15 protein-coding genes are annotated in these 14,763 nt (G+C 73.1%); 10 read left to right on the plus strand and 5 right to left on the minus strand.

What is annotated here, in order from left to right; translation table 11 throughout:
- Positions 1-32: 32 nt before the first annotated feature.
- Complete coding sequence (locus ACTMS9_RS02675; protein WP_441164032.1) at positions 33-872, plus strand: DUF3027 domain-containing protein; 840 nt, start codon at positions 33-35, stop codon at positions 870-872.
- Positions 873-875: 3 nt separating this feature from the next.
- On the opposite strand, the gene ACTMS9_RS02680 is transcribed toward ACTMS9_RS02675, so the two are convergent.
- On the minus strand, positions 876-1,088 hold the full coding sequence (locus tag ACTMS9_RS02680; protein ID WP_218896793.1) for a DUF2530 domain-containing protein: 213 nt from the start codon (positions 1,086-1,088) through the stop codon (positions 876-878).
- Positions 1,089-1,222: 134 nt separating this feature from the next.
- On the opposite strand from ACTMS9_RS02680, the gene ACTMS9_RS02685 reads away from it, so the two are divergent.
- The 5 genes from ACTMS9_RS02685 to thpR all read left to right on the plus strand — a co-directional run bounded on the left by ACTMS9_RS02685 (position 1,223) and on the right by thpR (position 5,829).
- The gene (locus ACTMS9_RS02685; RefSeq protein ID WP_441164033.1) at positions 1,223-2,701 is read left to right on the plus strand and encodes an NCS2 family permease; all 1,479 of its coding nucleotides are present in this window, start codon (positions 1,223-1,225) and stop codon (positions 2,699-2,701) included.
- 120 nt (positions 2,702-2,821) lie between these two features.
- Complete coding sequence (locus tag ACTMS9_RS02690; protein ID WP_172894517.1) at positions 2,822-3,271, plus strand: MarR family winged helix-turn-helix transcriptional regulator; 450 nt, start codon at positions 2,822-2,824, stop codon at positions 3,269-3,271.
- 69 nt (positions 3,272-3,340) lie between these two features.
- A complete protein-coding gene (locus ACTMS9_RS02695; protein ID WP_441148994.1) occupies positions 3,341-4,627 on the plus strand; it encodes an MFS transporter in 1,287 nt (428 codons plus the stop codon).
- A 111-nt stretch (positions 4,628-4,738) separates the two neighbouring features.
- On the plus strand, positions 4,739-5,254 hold the full coding sequence (locus tag ACTMS9_RS02700; RefSeq protein WP_441164034.1) for a hypothetical protein: 516 nt from the start codon (positions 4,739-4,741) through the stop codon (positions 5,252-5,254).
- Positions 5,251-5,829: an RNA 2',3'-cyclic phosphodiesterase gene (thpR, locus tag ACTMS9_RS02705; RefSeq protein WP_441148995.1), complete on the plus strand. Its 579-nt coding sequence runs from the start codon at positions 5,251-5,253 to the stop codon at positions 5,827-5,829. The genes ACTMS9_RS02700 and thpR overlap by 4 nt, the downstream gene beginning before the upstream one ends.
- Before the next feature lie 140 nt (positions 5,830-5,969).
- On the opposite strand, the gene ACTMS9_RS02710 is transcribed toward thpR, so the two are convergent.
- The 4 genes from ACTMS9_RS02710 to ACTMS9_RS02725 form a co-directional block, all read right to left on the minus strand.
- Positions 5,970-6,956, minus strand: a complete 987-nt coding sequence (locus ACTMS9_RS02710; protein ID WP_441164035.1) for an aldo/keto reductase — start codon at positions 6,954-6,956, stop codon at positions 5,970-5,972.
- 58 nt (positions 6,957-7,014) lie between these two features.
- Positions 7,015-8,094, minus strand: a complete 1,080-nt coding sequence (gene sepH / locus ACTMS9_RS02715) for a septation protein SepH (RefSeq protein WP_441164036.1) — start codon at positions 8,092-8,094, stop codon at positions 7,015-7,017.
- Positions 8,095-8,278: 184 nt separating this feature from the next.
- Positions 8,279-9,409, minus strand: a complete 1,131-nt coding sequence (gene serC / locus ACTMS9_RS02720; protein ID WP_441164037.1) for a phosphoserine transaminase — start codon at positions 9,407-9,409, stop codon at positions 8,279-8,281.
- 271 nt (positions 9,410-9,680) lie between these two features.
- The gene (locus tag ACTMS9_RS02725; protein WP_280839119.1) at positions 9,681-10,787 is read right to left on the minus strand and encodes a citrate synthase 2; all 1,107 of its coding nucleotides are present in this window, start codon (positions 10,785-10,787) and stop codon (positions 9,681-9,683) included.
- Positions 10,788-11,059: 272 nt separating this feature from the next.
- Between ACTMS9_RS02725 and pdxH the strand changes: the two genes are divergently transcribed.
- The 4 genes from pdxH to ACTMS9_RS02745 all read left to right on the plus strand — a co-directional run bounded on the left by pdxH (position 11,060) and on the right by ACTMS9_RS02745 (position 14,632).
- On the plus strand, positions 11,060-11,689 hold the full coding sequence (gene pdxH, locus ACTMS9_RS02730; protein ID WP_441164424.1) for a pyridoxamine 5'-phosphate oxidase: 630 nt from the start codon (positions 11,060-11,062) through the stop codon (positions 11,687-11,689).
- Positions 11,686-12,981, plus strand: coding sequence for an MFS transporter (locus ACTMS9_RS02735; RefSeq protein ID WP_441164038.1), 1,296 nt, complete (start codon positions 11,686-11,688; stop codon positions 12,979-12,981). The genes pdxH and ACTMS9_RS02735 overlap by 4 nt, the downstream gene beginning before the upstream one ends.
- Before the next feature lie 107 nt (positions 12,982-13,088).
- A complete protein-coding gene (locus tag ACTMS9_RS02740; protein ID WP_441148999.1) occupies positions 13,089-14,018 on the plus strand; it encodes an aldose 1-epimerase family protein in 930 nt (309 codons plus the stop codon).
- 11 nt (positions 14,019-14,029) lie between these two features.
- Positions 14,030-14,632, plus strand: a complete 603-nt coding sequence (locus ACTMS9_RS02745; protein WP_154940072.1) for a nitroreductase family protein — start codon at positions 14,030-14,032, stop codon at positions 14,630-14,632.
- Positions 14,633-14,763 lie beyond the last annotated feature (131 nt).

Here is a 14,763-nt window from a genome sequence, read left to right on the forward strand (position 1 = left end):
CATCGGGGAGTCCCTGTCAGGCGGCGACGCGCATGGGGAACAATGGACGGGTGACCAGGCCCGCCTCCACCCGCGCCGCCCGCCTCGACCAGGTCTGCGCCGCCGCCGTCGACGTGGCGCGCGACGCCATCACCGAGGTGGAGCCCTCCGACGTCGGTGATCACCTGCGCGCCGTCGCCGAGGGCGACCGGGTCGTCACGCACTACTTCGAGTGCCGGCTCGCCGGCTACCGCGGCTGGCGGTGGGCGGTCACCGTGACCCGGGTGCCGCGCAGCAAGCACGTCACGATCTGCGAGACCGTGCTGCTGCCCGGCTCCGACGCCCTACTCGCCCCGGGCTGGCTGCCCTGGCAGGAGCGGCTCAAGCCGGGCGACCTTGGCCCGGGCGACCTGCTGCCCACCGCGCCGGACGACGAGCGGCTCGCCCCGGGCTACCTGCTCTCCGACGACCCGGCGATCGAGGAGGTCTCCTGGGAGCTCGGCCTCGGCCGGCCCCGGGTGCTGTCCCGCGAGGGGCGCTCCGAGACCGCCGAGCGCTGGTACGAAGGCGACCACGGCCCGTCCGCGCCGATCTCGGTGGCGGCGCCCGCCGCCGCCCGCTGCGGCACCTGCGGCTTCTACCTGCCGCTGGCCGGGGCGATGCGGCAGGCGTTCGGCGCCTGCGGCAACTTCTACGCCCCGGACGACGGCCGGGTGGTCAGCGCCGACCACGGCTGTGGCGCGCACTCCGAGGCGCTGGTCGAGGCGGCAGAGTCCCCGGTCGACGAGATGCCCACGATCTACGACGACAGCGCGGTCGAGGCGATGTCGGTCAGTCGCGCGCCGGGCTCGGTGGAGACGGGCGAGCCGGCGGAGCCGTACGGCCACTCCTGACGGTCAGTCCCGCGGGGACGATTCGCGACGGCGGCGCCGGTTGGCGTCGTGCCGCATCATCACGGCCAGACCGGGAAAGCCCCACAGGAAACCGGCCAGGCAGGTCCAGAGCCAGTTCTGGTGCCCGTGCTCCGTGAGCCAGCCCCGGAAGAAGACCAGCAGGACGAGGCCGACGACCGCCCAGGCGATCAGCCCGGCGACCGCGAACGGGACCATCGGCGGGTCGAGCGGCTCGGGCCGCGGCGCTTGCTCCTGTGGCACGGGGAAAAGCGTACGCGATCAACTTTTCCTGCCGGGCCGTGATCTGGGACGATGCGCGCGACAACCGAAGATCACCTGCGAGGGACCTGATGGCCATTGCGCCGCCGGACAACGGCACTCCACCCGATCCCGCCCAGCCCCGCACCGGTTTCGACCGGTTCTTCGAGATCTCCGCCCGTGGTTCGACGATGAGCCGCGAGGTACGGGGTGGTCTGGCGACCTTCTTCACGATGGCGTACATCGTGGTGTTGAACCCGCTGATCCTGGGCGGCGCCGTCGACGGTGACGGCAAGAAGCTCTCGATCCCCGCACTGGCCGCCGCGACCGCCCTGGTCGCCGGCCTGATGACGATGCTGATGGGCGTCGTCGGACGATTCCCGATGGCGCTGGCCGCCGGTCTGGGCGTGAACGCGCTGGTCGCGTACGAGATCGCCCCGGAGATGACCTGGGCGGACGCGATGGGCCTGGTGGTGATCGAGGGTGTGATCATCGCCGTGTTGGTCCTCACCGGCCTGCGTACGGCGGTCTTCCGCTCGGTCCCCACCCAGCTGAAGACGGCCATCGGCGTCGGCATCGGTCTCTTCCTCACCATCATCGGCCTGGTCGATGCCGGCTTCGTCCGGCGGATCCCGGACGTGGCCAACACCACCGTGCCGGTGGGCCTGGGCATCAGCGGCAAGATCGTGAGCTGGCCGATGCTGGTCTTCGTGGTCGGCCTGCTGGTGACCCTGGTGCTGGTGGTACGCCGGGTGCGCGGCGCGATCCTGATCGGCATCCTGGCCTCGACCGTGCTGGCGATCATCGTGGAGGCGGTCGCCAACGTCGGGCCGTCCTTCGTCGACGGCAAGCCCAACCCCAAGGGCTGGTCGCTGAACGTGCCGGAGCTGCCCAAGCAGGTCGTGGACGTCCCGGACCTGTCGCTGCTGGGCAACTTCAACGTGCTGGACTCGTGGAGCCGCGCCGGCTGGCTGGTGCCGCTGATGTTCGTCTTCACGCTGTTGATCACCGACTTCTTCGACACCATGGGCACGATGGTGGCGATCGGCCAGGAGGGGGACATGCTCGACGAGCGGGGCACCCCGCCGCGGGCCAAGGAGATCCTGCTGGTCGACTCGATCGCCGCGGCGGCCGGTGGCGCGGCGAGCGTCTCCAGCAACACGTCGTACATCGAGAGCGCCGCCGGTGTGGGGGAGGGCGCCCGGACCGGCGTGGCCAACCTGGTCACCGGCGCCCTGTTCCTGCTGGCGATGTTCCTGGCGCCGCTGTCGGTGGTGGTGCCCTTCGAGGCGGCCTCGACGGCGCTGGTGGTGGTCGGTTTCCTGATGATGACCGCGGTGCGCACCATCGACTGGACCGACTACGAGATCGCCATTCCGGCGTTCCTCACCATCACCTTCATGCCGTTCACCTACTCGATCTCCAACGGCATCGGCGCCGGCATCATCAGCTACGTGGTGCTGAAGCTGGCCAAGGGGAAGGCGCGGGACATCCACCCGCTGCTCTACGGGGTGGCCGTGCTGTTCGTGCTCTACTTCCTGCGCGGGCCGATCGAGTCCGTGGTGCTGTAGCTCGACCGCCGCTCCGGGCCGGGGCCGAAACCGGATACCCGGCCCGGAGCAGCACACACCCCTCGTGAGCATGGTCATATCGCATGTCGTTAGCCAGGCTCATTAGTTATGCTAACTACTGTGACGGAGCGGACGGTGACGGCGAAACGCGTGCCACCGGCGCAGCTGGCCCCTCAGCTGCGTGATGCGATCACCCGACTCAACCGGCGGGTCCGACAGGCCCGCCCGGTCGGCGACCTGACGGTCACCCAGCTCTCCGCGCTCACCAGCCTCAAGCTGGCGGGTGCGCTGACGCCCCGGGAACTGGCCGACGTCGAGCGGGTGCAGCCACCGACGATGACCAAGATCGTCGCGAAGTTGGAGGAGCGCGGCCTCGTGCAGCGCACCCCCCACCCGACCGACGGTCGTCAGGTCATCCTGGCGGCGACCGAAGGGGGCCTGGCCGTGCTCGAACAGTTCGAGCGGGCCCGCAACGAGTGGCTGGCCAGCCGGCTCGCCGCGCTCACGGAGGACGAACGGGACACGCTGCGGCGCGCCGCCGAGATCCTCCAGCAGCTGGCAAGAGCCTGACACACCCGCACCTCGGGGTCCGCACCGTCCGTTGTGGATGAGGCGTACCACCGAGGAGGCGCACCAAGAGTGCAGGCGAAGCTGACGACGATGTTCCAGTCCCTACAGGTCCGTAACTACCGGCTATTCGCATCCGGACAGCTGATCAAGCTGATCGGCGTCTGGATGATGTTCATCGCCCAGGACTGGCTCGTCCTCGAGCTCTCCGACGACTCCGCAACCGCGCTCGGCGTGGTGACGGCGCTCCAGTTCACCCCGGTGCTGCTGCTCACCCTGCTCTCCGGCCGGCTCGCCGACCGGTACGACAAGCGACTGCTGCTCTTCGTCGCCAACGCCTTCTGGACGGTGCTCGCGCTCGGGATGAGCGTGCTGGTCCTCACCGACCTGGTGCAGCTCTGGCACGTCTTCGCCTTCGCCGCCCTGCTCGGCGTCGCCAACGCCGTCGAGACCCCCGTCCGCCAGGCGTTCGTCTCCGAACTGGTCGGCATGTCCCTGCTGCCCAACGCGCTCTCGCTCAACGCGGCGGTGTTCAACTCGGCGCGGATCGTGGGCCCGGCCGTGGCCGGCCTGGCCATCGCCGCCTTCGACGTCGGCCCGGTGTTCCTCTTCACCGCGGTCAGCTCGATCGCCCCACTGGCCACCGTGGTACGGATGCGCCCCGCCGAACTGCACCGCAAGGACCTGCCGCCGGTCGGCGAGCGGGACTCGGCCAAGGTCGTCGACGGGCTGCGGTACGTCTTCCGCCGTCCCGACCTGCTGCTGCCGATGGCGGTGATGTCGGTGGTCGGGATGACCCTGTTCAACTTCCAGCTCACTCTGGCCGCGCTGGCCAAGACCGTGTTCCGTACCGGCGCCGCCTCGTTCGGCCTGTTCAGCACCGCGCTGGCGATCGGGGCCCTGGTCGGGGCGCTGGCCGGCACCGGGCGGCGCAGCCGCCCCTCCGTCTGGGTGGTGCTGGGCGCGGCGGTCGGTTGTGCCGTCTTCGGCACCCTGGTCGGGCTGGCGCCGGCGTACTGGCTGGTGGTGGCGCTGCTGCTGCCCACCGGCTTCTTCATGGTCTTCTTCGCCCAGGCCGCCAACCAGCGGGTCCAGCTCGGCGTCGACGCCGCCTTCCGGGGCCGGGTGATGGCGCTCTGGGTGCTGGTCTTCCTCGGCACCAACCCGGTCGGCGCCCCGCTGATCGGCTGGGTCGCCGAGATCTACGGCGCCGGGGCGAGCATCTGGATGGGCGGCCTGATCTCGCTGGCCACCGCCCTGCTCGCGCTCACCTGGCAGCTGCGGCGGTCCGGCGCCCGACTGCGCTTCCGGGTGCTGCCCATGCCCCGCTTCTACGTGGTCTCGTCGCCCGACTGCTGACCGACGCGCCGCCGGCCCGCCCCCGCCACGCGCGGGAAAGGCGGGCCGGTTTCGCGTCCGGATACCGGCAATCCGGTGGCGGGAGCCGGGCGTGGGCCTTAGCGTCGATATGTGGCAGGCGGTGGCGCACTGACGCTCGTACTGGCGATCCTCGCCGTGGCATGTCTGCCGGCGGCGTTCGCCCTGCTCTTCTGCCTCGACGAGATCTTCGACCGGGTAGCCTGCGGCTGGGCCGAGTGGCGCGACGGGCGACGCGAGCGCCGCACCATCGCCCGGCTGGACCGGGCGATCGAGGCGGACGCCCTCACCCGCGACATCGACCTGACCCAGCTCGACCGGGTCGACCGGCAGCCCCTGGAACGCATCGCCGCCGACCTGCGCCGCCTCGGCGGGCACCGGCTCGCCGCCCGGAGCCGCTCGGTGGTCTGGCACGCCTCGGTCATCGACGCGTACGACGACCGGCTCCGGGCCGCCTGCCGGGCGCTGGCGATCACCGAGCACCTCACCGAGCTGGAGGGCGTGGACCGGGAGATCGAGCGGGTTCGGGTCGAAGGACTGCTCGCCCAGGCGGGGCTGGCGCTGCCGGCCGCCGTCGCCGGCCGCCGACCCCGTCACCGGCGGGCGTGAGACTCTTCGTCGCGGTCTACCCGCCGCCCGCCGCGGTCGCTCACCTGACCGACCGGCTCGCCGGGCTGCGGATCGGCGCCGCCTCCGCCGCCGGCATCAACGTACGCCTCGCCGACCCGGCGAACCTGCACGTCACACTCGCCTTCCTCGGCGATGTGGAGGCGGACCGCCTGGTCGACGTGGAGAGCACCCTCGGGCTCGCCGCCGAGACGTCCCGCGCGGGGCGCGTCGGCGCACCCCGGCTCCGGCTCGGCGGGGGCGGCCGGTTCGGCCGGGGCCGCTTCACCGTGCTCTGGGTGGACCTGCTCGGCGATGTCGAGGCGCTGCACGTGCTGGGCCGGTTGATCCGGATGGGGCTGCGCCGCAACCGCCTCCCGCACGACGAGAAGCCGTTCCGTCCGCACCTCACGATCGCCCGCCCCGGCGACCGGATCGACCCGACCGACGTGGAGGCCGACCGGGCCGCGCTCGGCGGCTACGAGGGGCCGGAGTGGCCGGCGACCGAGCTGGTGCTGGTCCGCAGCCACCCCGGCCCCCGGCCGACGTACGACCGGCTCGCCGCCTGGCCGCTCTGACCGGTCCCGGGAGCCCGGGCAGGCCCCCGACATGCGGCGTGTCGCGGTGTCCGGTCCCCGGATGACCGCGACACGCCGCAACCGGTGCGGAGCAGGCCCCCACCGCACCCGGTGCGGCGCTCGCGCCTAACCGGCTCGGGTCACCAGGCCCAGGCCTCCGGGCCGGGGCCGCCGTTGCCGACCGGCGGGAACAGCTCGTCAAGGCGCTTCTCCGTCGCCTCGTCGATGTCGACGGTCAACGCGCCCAGGCTCCGGTCGAGCTGGTCCACGGTGCGCGGGCCGATGATCGGGGCGGTCACCCCGGGCCGGGAGAGCAGCCAGCCCAGCGCCACGTCGGCCGGGTCGTGCCCGAGGTCCGCGCAGAGCTTCTCGTACGCCTCGATGGTCGTCCGGTGCTCGGCCAGCGCGTCGGCGGAGCGCCCGCTGGCACCCCGCGCGGCGCCGCCCTCGGCGATCTTGCGCAGGACGCCGCTGAGCAGTCCGCCGTGCAGCGGCGACCAGGGGATGACGCCCAGCCCGTAGTGCTGCGCGGCGGGGATCACCTCCAGCTCGACGTGCCGGGTGAGCAGGTTGTAGATGGACTGCTCGGCGACCAGACCGAGGAAGTTGCGCCGGCCCGCCGCCGCCTGCGCCTGGGCGATGTGCCAACCGGCGAAGTTGGACGATCCGACGTAGATCACCTTGCCCTGGGCGACCAGGGTCTCCATCGCCTGCCAGATCTCCTCCCATGGCGTGCTCCGGGAGACGTGGTGCATCTGGTACAGGTCGATCACGTCGGTCTGGAGCCGGCGGAGCGAATCCTCGCAGGCCCGGATGATGTGCCGGGCGCTCAGGCCCTGCTCGTTGGGCCAGTCGCCCATCTTGCCGTAGACCTTGGTGGCGAGGACCACCTTGTCGCGCCGGCCGCCGCCCTGGGCGAACCAGCGGCCGATGATCTGCTCGGTGATCCCCTCACCGGTCTGCCAGCCGTACACGTTGGCGGTGTCGAAGAAGTTGATGCCGTGTTCCAGCGCCCGGTCCATGATGGCGAAGCTGTCCGGCTCGGTGGTCTGCGGCCCGAAGTTCATCGTGCCGAGGCAGAGCCGGCTCACCGACAGACCGGTGCGTCCCAGATTCGTGTACTCCATGGGTCCACCCTGGCACGCGGGCACTTAGAGTGCCTCGCGTGCCAGGGTGCCCGTTGGATCAGGAGGACTCGCGGGCCGCCGGGCCGGTGCCGAAGAGGACGTCGTCCCAGCTCGGCAGCCGCTTGCGCGGCTTGCCGGAGGCGTCGGTGGACTCGCCACCGGCGGCCGCTGCCGCACCCGTGCGGCGGGGCCGGAGCACCGCCAGCGACGGTACGGCCGGGACCTCCTTCGGCGCGTCCGAGTCGTCGTCGAACGCCGAGCCCTGACCGCCGCCGAGCAGTGCCGCCGCGCCCCCGCCGACAGCCCGCTGCCGGGGTGCGTCGGCGCCGGCCAGCGCGGCCGGAGAGCGCGGGTCGAGCCCGCGACCCGAGGTGCCGCCGAGCGGCCGGTCGAGGGAGGCGAGCAGGGCGTCGCGCCCGGCCCGGATCGGGTCCCGCCCGGAACGGCTGTGCTCGCTGGCCGCCGGCAGGCCGTGCCCGCCCCGGCTCGGCTCGCCGCGCGACGGGCCGGGCAGCGCGTGCCCGCCCCGCTCCGGCGCCGGCTCCTGGCCGAGGATCGGCGTCGGACGCTCGGCGCACAGGTACTGCGCCATGTCGTCGTGCGGGGTGACGTTCTGCCGTAGCTTGTCGAGGTCCCAGACCGCCTGCGCGGTGGCCTTGCCCGACGGCCAGGTGGCGATGATCCGCCAGGTGCCGTCGTCGCGCCGGTACGCGTCCCAGGAGATCTTCTCGGTGTCTATCCCGTGCTGGGCCAGCCGGCCGTTGACCACCTCGGCCAGCGGGGTGGGCTTCTCCGCGCCCTTGAGGCGGGTGCGCCGGGCGTGCTGGGCGAGCATGGCCCGCTCCTGGAGCACCGGGCCGGCGTAGCGCAAGACCCGGTCGACCGGGACACCCGCGATGCGGGCGACGTCCTCGGCGGACTCGCCGGAGCGGATCCGGGCCTGGATGTCCCGTGGGGAGAGCGACGGCGTCGGGTCGGCGACGGTCGGCACCACCGCGAGCGGCGCCGCGCCGGGCTCGGCGTGCAGCACCGTGGCGATGCGTTCGTCGATGGGGAGGGCGAGCAGGCGCCCGACCTCGTCGGCGAGCACCAGAGCCTGGCCGTCCTCGGAGAGGGCGACGAAGCGTACTGGGCGCATGGCGTTGCCTCCGTCCCGCTTCGCTGGCCGTCACGCCACGAGCCGGCCACCCGGGCGTCCTCGGACCACCGTACGCTCTCGTACCCGAAGGTGGGGGATGCGACACCCGCATGTCGTGACTGAGCTGCGACGATGATCACGGTGGGTGGTCGACGGAGCCCCGTCGGCCACCCACCGTGACTGTCTACTGGAGCCGGTCCACCACGTAGTCGATGCAGGCGGTCAGCGCCTCCACGTCGGCCGGCTCGACCGCCGGGAAGAGCGCGACGCGGAGCTGGTTGCGACCCAGCTTCCGGTACGGCTCGGTGTCCACGATGCCGTTGGCGCGCAGCACCTTGGCGATCGCCGAGGCGTCCACCCCGTCGGCGAAGTCGATCGTGGCGACCACGTTGGAGCGCAGCGCCGGGTCGGCGACGTACGGCGTGGCCACGGCGGAGCGCTCGGCCCAGCCGTACACGATGCCCGCGCTCTCGGCGGTGCGCTTGGCCGCCCAGGCCAGCCCGCCCTGCGAGTTCATCCAGTCGGTCTGCTCGGCGGCCAGGAAGATGGTGGCCAGCGCCGGCGTGTTGTACGTCTGCTCCAGCCGCGAGTTGTCGATCGCGGTGACCAGGTCGAGGAAGGCCGGGATGTAGCGGCCGGATCCCTTGATCTCGGTGGCCCGCTCCAGCGCGGCCGGCGACATCAGGGCCAGCCACAGGCCACCGTCGGAGCCGAAGCACTTCTGCGGCGCGAAGTAGTAGACATCGGTCTCGCCGACGTTGACCTCCAGGCCACCCGCGCCCGAGGTGGCGTCGACCAGCAGCAGCGAGCCGGGGTCGGCGCCGGGCACCCGGCTGATCGGCACCGCGACGCCGGTGGACGTCTCGTTGTGCGGGGTGGCGTAGACGTCCACGCCGGCCTCGGCGACCAGCGTCGGCGCGGTGCCCGCCGCGGACTTGCGGACCGTCGGCTCGCCGAGGAACGGCGCGTCGGCGACCGACTTGGCGAACTTCGCGCCGAACTCGCCGAAGCTGGCGAACTGGGCGCGGTCGCGGACCAGGCCGAAGGTGGCGACCTCCCAGAAGGCGGTGGTGCCACCGTTGCCGATGATCACCTCGTAGCCCTCGGGGAGGGAGAAGAACTCGGCGATCCCCCGGCGCAGCCGGGCCACCTCGTCGCGGACGGTCTTCTGCCGGTGCGAGGTGCCCAGGTAGCTGGTGGCCACGTCCGCGAGTGCGGAGACGGCCGCCGGACGGACCTTGGACGGCCCGCAGCCGAACCGTCCGTCGGCGGGCTTGATGTCGTCGGGAATCCGGATTGTCGGTGCGTCAGCCACGGTTGTCGAGATCCTTCCGCATGGGCGAGGGCGGGCCCTTCACCGGGCGGGGACCTGCGGCGGGCGCGTGCGCGGGCGCACGGGCGGCCGGGATCTCCAGCCCGGTCCGGCGGCACTGCCGAGCCTTCATCCTCGCACTTCGTCCGGGCGGTCCGGCGGCTGGTCCCGCCCTAGTGCGCTGAGGGATGCGCCACAACCCGGCCGCCGCGGGAGCCGGGCACGCGAAGGGGCCCCGTCCGCGCGGACGGGGCCCCTTCGACGGGTACGCGGATCAGACGCCGTGCGGGATGGCGTCCCAGCCCTCGACCTCGCTGGGCTTGCGGCTGCCCGGCCCGACGTAGCGGGCGGACGGCCGGACCAGGCGCTGGAGCTTCTTCTGCTCCAGGATGTGCGCGCTCCAGCCGCCCATCCGGGCGCAGGTGAACATCGAGGTGAACATGTGCGCGGGCACCTCGGCGAAGTCCAGCACCACGGCCGACCAGAACTCGACGTTGGTGGCGAGCACCCGGTCCGGGCGGCGGGCCTGGAGCTCGGCCAGCGCGGCCTTCTCCAGCGCCTCGGCGATCTCGAAGCGGGGCGCGCCCAGTTCCTTGGCGGTACGGCGCAGCACGCGGGCGCGCGGGTCCTCGGCCCGGTAGACCCGGTGGCCGAAGCCCATCAGCCGCTCGCCGCGGTCGAGGACGCCCTTGACGTACCCCTCGGCGTCGCCGCTGCGCTCGACGGCCTCCAGCATGCTCAGCACCCGGCTCGGGGCGCCGCCGTGCAGCGGGCCGGAGAGCGCGCCGATGCCGGAGGAGATGCAGGCCGCGGCGTCGGCGCCGGTGGAGGCGACGATCCGGGTGGTGAAGGTGGAGGCGTTCAGGCCGTGCTCGGCGGCCGAGATGAAGTACGCGTCGACGGCCTTGACGTGCCGCGGGTCCGGCTCGCCGCGCCAGCGCTTCATGAAGCGCTCGACGATCGTCTCGGCCTTGTCGATCTCCTTCTGCGGCACGGCGGGCAGGCCGAGGCCGCGAGCCGACTGGGCGACGAAGGACAGCGCGGTGACCGAGACCCGGGCGAGGTCCTCGCGGGCCTGCTCGTCGGAGATGTCCAGCAGCTGGTCCAGCCCCCAGTACGGGGCCAGCATGGCGACCGCGGACTGCACGTCGACGCGGATGTCGCCGGAGTGCACCGGCACCGGGAACGGCTCCGCCGGCGGCAGGCCCGGGCCGAACCGCCCGTCGACCAGCAGCGCCCAGACGTTGCCGAAGGAGACCTGACCGATCAGATCCTCGATATCGACGCCGCGGTAGCGCAGCGCGCCACCCTCGCGGTCCGGTTCGGCGATCTCGGTCTCGAAGGCTACGACGCCCTCCAGGCCCGGTTTGAAGTCAGACATGTCGTCTCCTGGCTTCCGGCTCGGTGCGCCCTCGCGGGCTCAGTCCGGCCCAGACCTTAGGCGACCCTCAGGGATGGTTTCGTGACATCTTGCCTGCTCGGTAACCAAATGCGCGACCCGCTGCGACTGTGCCGCACGTGACAGTCCCTCCGGTGGATCTCGTCACGTCGTCGGTGAGACTGTGCGGTGGGGGCTGGCCAGCGTCGGGGGACGCGGGCGCCGCCGCGAGAGGGAGAAGGAACGTGACGGGCGACACACCGCCGCCGGCGGCCATGCGTAATGAGTACGCCGCCGACCTGGGCCTTTCGGAGGCCGATCTGGCCGCGGACTGGTACACCCAGTTCGACCGCTGGTTCGCCGACGCGGTCGCCGCCGGGCTGCCCGAGCCGAACGCGATGGTCGTCGGCACCGCCGACGCCGCCGGCCGCCCCAGCGGCCGCACCGTCCTGCTCAAGGGCTACGACCCGGAGGGCTTCGTCTTCTACACCAACTACACCTCCCGCAAGGGCGGCGAGGTGACCGCCAACCCGCACGCCAGCCTGGTCTTCCCCTGGTTCCCGATGCAGCGGCAGGTGGTCGTCGCCGGTCCGGTGCAGCGGGTCGACCGGGCGGAGACCGAGGCGTACTTCGCCAGCCGGCCGCGCGGGTCGCAGCTCGGGGCCTGGGCCAGCGCCCAGTCCCGGGTGATCGGAGACCGGGCGGCGCTGGACGAGGCGTACGAGGCGGTGGTGGCGCGCTTCGCGGACGTGGCGCAGATCCCCGCGCCGCCGCACTGGGGCGGCTTCCGGGTCCGGCCCGAGTCGGTGGAGTTCTGGCAGGGGCGGGTGAGCCGGCTGCACGACCGGCTGCGGTTCCGCCGGGCCGACGGCGGCGACTGGATCGTGGAGCGGTTGGCCCCGTGACCGCGACCAAGGAGACCCGGTCGCGCGGGGCGCGCCGCTGGGCGATCGACCTGCGCCCGCTGGCGGTGCCCGAGTTCCGGCGGATCTGGCTGGGCGGCGGCATCGCCATGCTCGGCTTCCAGTTCACGGCGGTGGCCGTGCCGGTGGAGATGTACGCGCTGACCCGGGACTCGTTCTGGGTCGGCCTGCTCGGGATCGCCGCGTTCCTGCCGCTGCTGGTCTTCGGGCTCTGGGGCGGGGCGGTCGCCGACGCCCGGGACCGGCGGGGCGTGCTGCTGGCCAGTCAGGCGCTGCTCTGGGCGTCGATGCTGGCGCTGCTGCTGCAGGCGGTGCTCCGGGTGGGCAGTCCGGTGCTGCTGCTGGCCCTGGTGGCGCTCCAGTCGGTCGGCTTCGCGGTCAGCGGGGCGGCCCGCACGGCGAGCCTTCCCCGGCTCGTCCCGGCCGAGCTGGTGCCGGCCGCGAGCACGCTGAACTTCACCACGTACACCGCCGCGTCGGTGGCCGGGCCGCTGCTGGCCGGGCTGATCTTCGCGAGCTGGCGGACCGACGTCGCGCTGCCGATCGCGTACGGCCTGGACACGGTCCTGTTCACCGCCGCCGTCTGGGCGACCGTACGGATGCCGGCGCTGCCGCCCGAGCCGGACCCGGACGGCGACGGCAGCCCGCGCAGGGCCGGGCTGGCCAGCATCGTCGACGGGCTCCGCTACCTGGCCACCACGCCGGTGCTGATGCTCTCGTTCGCCATCGACCTGATCGCGATGATCCTGGCCATGCCCCGGGCGCTCTTCCCCGAGGTGGCCGAGGAGCGGTTCGGCGGCGCCGCGGCGGTCGGCTGGCTGTACGGGGCGATCTCGCTCGGCGCGATGGTCGGTGGGCTCACCTCCGGCTGGATCGGCCGGCTCCGCCGGCAGGGGCTGGTGCTGGTGGTGGCGGTGGCCGGCTGGGGCCTCGCGGTGGCCGCGGCCGGGCTGGCCCGCCAGCTCTGGCTGGTGGTGCTGCTGCTCGCCCTCGCCGGAGCGTCCGACCTGGTCAGCGCGGTGCTGCGGCAGTCGATGCTGCTGGTCTACGCGCCGGACCGGATGCGCGGCCGGCTCCAGGGCGTCAACACGGTGGTCATCGCCGGCGGGCCGCGCCTGGGCGACCTGCGCGCCGGTGCGGTGGCGGCCGGGTTCGGCACCGGCGTGGCCTGGGTGGGCGGGGGCCTGGTCTCCGCGGTGCTCGCCGTCGCGCTGGTGGTGGTCTTCCCGGCGCTGCTGCGCTACCGGGCCACCCCGGCCGCCGACCGGGACTGAACCGTCCGCTGCCGGCGGGCGGGACGCGGCGGACCGGGCGACCGCTGGGCGGGAAGCGGCTCGGCTGGTCCGACGGGGGCGGGGACGGGCGACTAAGGTCGCCAGACATGGAGAAGGCCGGAACCCGCCCGCCGTCCGGGACACAGTGGACCATTGCCGCCGACGGCCACGAGGCGGTCATCGTCGAGGTCGGCGGTGGGCTGCGGTCGTACCGGCACGACGGCGTGGACTACGTCGACGGGTACGCCGCCGACGAGATCTCCCCCGGCTCGGCCGGGCAGGTGCTGGCGCCCTGGCCGAACCGGATCCGCGACGGTCAGTACACCTTCGGGGAGCGCTCGTTGCAGCTCGACCTGAGCGAGCCGGCCCGGCGCAACGCGATCCACGGCCTGGTCAACTGGGTGTCGTGGCACCTGGTCGAGCAGTCCGCCGACGCGGTCACCGTCGGGTACGACCTGCCGCCGACCCCGGGCTACCCGTGGCCGCTGCGGCTGCGGAACCGGTGGAGCGTCGGCGCGGACGGCCTGCGGGTCGAGCACGAGGTGACGAACCTCGGCGCGGAGGACGCCCCGTACGGCTACTCGATGCACCCCTACCTGCGGCTGCCCGGCGTGCCGGTGGACGAGGTGGCGCTGCGCGTACCGGGGCGGATCCGGGTGCTGCTGGACGGCCGCCTGCTCCCCGTCGCCGCCACCCCGGTGGCCGGCACCGAGTACGACTTCACCGAGCCCCGCCCGATCGGCGACGCGGTGCTCGACCTGGCCTTCGGCGACCTGGTGCGGGACGCCGACGGGGGCTCGGCGGTGACCCTGGCCGCCCCGGACGGCTCCGCCGTGCTGCACATCTGGGCGGACCGGGAGTTCGGTTGGTGGCAGGTCTTCACCGGGGACACGCTGACCGGGGAGCGGCACCGGCGGTCGGTGGCGGTGGAGCCGATGACCTGCCCGGCGGACGCGTTCCGCTCCGGCAAGGACCTGATCACGCTGAAGCCCGGCGGCACCTGGCAGGGCGCCTGGGGCCTGCGGCCCGGCGTCTGAGCGGCGGGGGCATGGAGTTCGGCGAGGTCGTCCGGCGACGGCGGATGGTGCGCAACTACGACCCGGACCGTCCCGTCCCGCCGGACGTGGTGGACCGGCTGCTCGACCACGCGGTGCGGGCGCCGTCGGCCGGGTTCGCGCAGGGCTGGGGCTTCCTGGTGCTGGAGACCCCGGAGGACCGGGAGTTGTTCTGGACGGCGGCCACCCCGGGCGGCGGCGGCCGGGAGCGCTGGCTGGCCGGGATGCGCCGGGCCCCACTGATCGTGGTGCCGCACGCCAACCGCTCCGCCTACCTGGAGCGCTACGCCGAGCCGGACAAGGGCTGGGCGGACCGGGCGGCGGAGCGCTGGCCGGTGCCCTACTGGTACGTCGACACCGGCTTCGCCGCGCTGCTCATGCTGCTCACCGCCGTCGACGAGGGGTTGGGGGCGTGCTTCTTCGGCATCCCGCCGCAGCGGCTGGACGCCTACCGGGAGGCGTTCGGGGTGCCCGAGGAGTACCAGCCGATCGGCGCGGTGACCGTGGGTTATCGAGCGCCCGACCACCGGTCACCGTCACTGCGTCGGGGGCGTCGCCCGGTCGGCGAGGTGGTCCGGCGCGGCCGGTGGAGTTGAGCGTGGTTCATGCGGTCCCGGGCGGTATCGGCGGTAGCGAAACCGACATGAGGGAGTAAAACGCAGTGTGGCGGAGGCGGTTAGGCTGGCACGGTCATCGGTGCCGCACCGCGCGGCACCACGGCGTGACC

The organism is Micromonospora sp. L31 (assembly GCF_052068075.1).
Taxonomy (GTDB): Bacteria; Actinomycetota; Actinomycetes; order Mycobacteriales; family Micromonosporaceae; genus Micromonospora; species Micromonospora purpureochromogenes.

Coding starts and splice junctions, on each gene's coding strand:
- ACTMS9_RS02675 (WP_441164032.1), top strand. CDS start 33: ATGGGGAACAATGGACGGGTGACCAGGCCCGCCTCCACCCGCGCCGCC.
- ACTMS9_RS02680 (WP_218896793.1), bottom strand. CDS start 1,088: ATGGTCCCGTTCGCGGTCGCCGGGCTGATCGCCTGGGCGGTCGTCGGC.
- ACTMS9_RS02685 (WP_441164033.1), top strand. CDS start 1,223: ATGGCCATTGCGCCGCCGGACAACGGCACTCCACCCGATCCCGCCCAG.
- ACTMS9_RS02710 (WP_441164035.1), bottom strand. CDS start 6,956: ATGGAGTACACGAATCTGGGACGCACCGGTCTGTCGGTGAGCCGGCTC.
- sepH (WP_441164036.1), bottom strand. CDS start 8,094: ATGCGCCCAGTACGCTTCGTCGCCCTCTCCGAGGACGGCCAGGCTCTG.
- ACTMS9_RS02725 (WP_280839119.1), bottom strand. CDS start 10,787: ATGTCTGACTTCAAACCGGGCCTGGAGGGCGTCGTAGCCTTCGAGACC.
- pdxH (WP_441164424.1), top strand. CDS start 11,060: ATGCGTAATGAGTACGCCGCCGACCTGGGCCTTTCGGAGGCCGATCTG.
- ACTMS9_RS02740 (WP_441148999.1), top strand. CDS start 13,089: ATGGAGAAGGCCGGAACCCGCCCGCCGTCCGGGACACAGTGGACCATT.
- ACTMS9_RS02745 (WP_154940072.1), top strand. CDS start 14,030: ATGGAGTTCGGCGAGGTCGTCCGGCGACGGCGGATGGTGCGCAACTAC.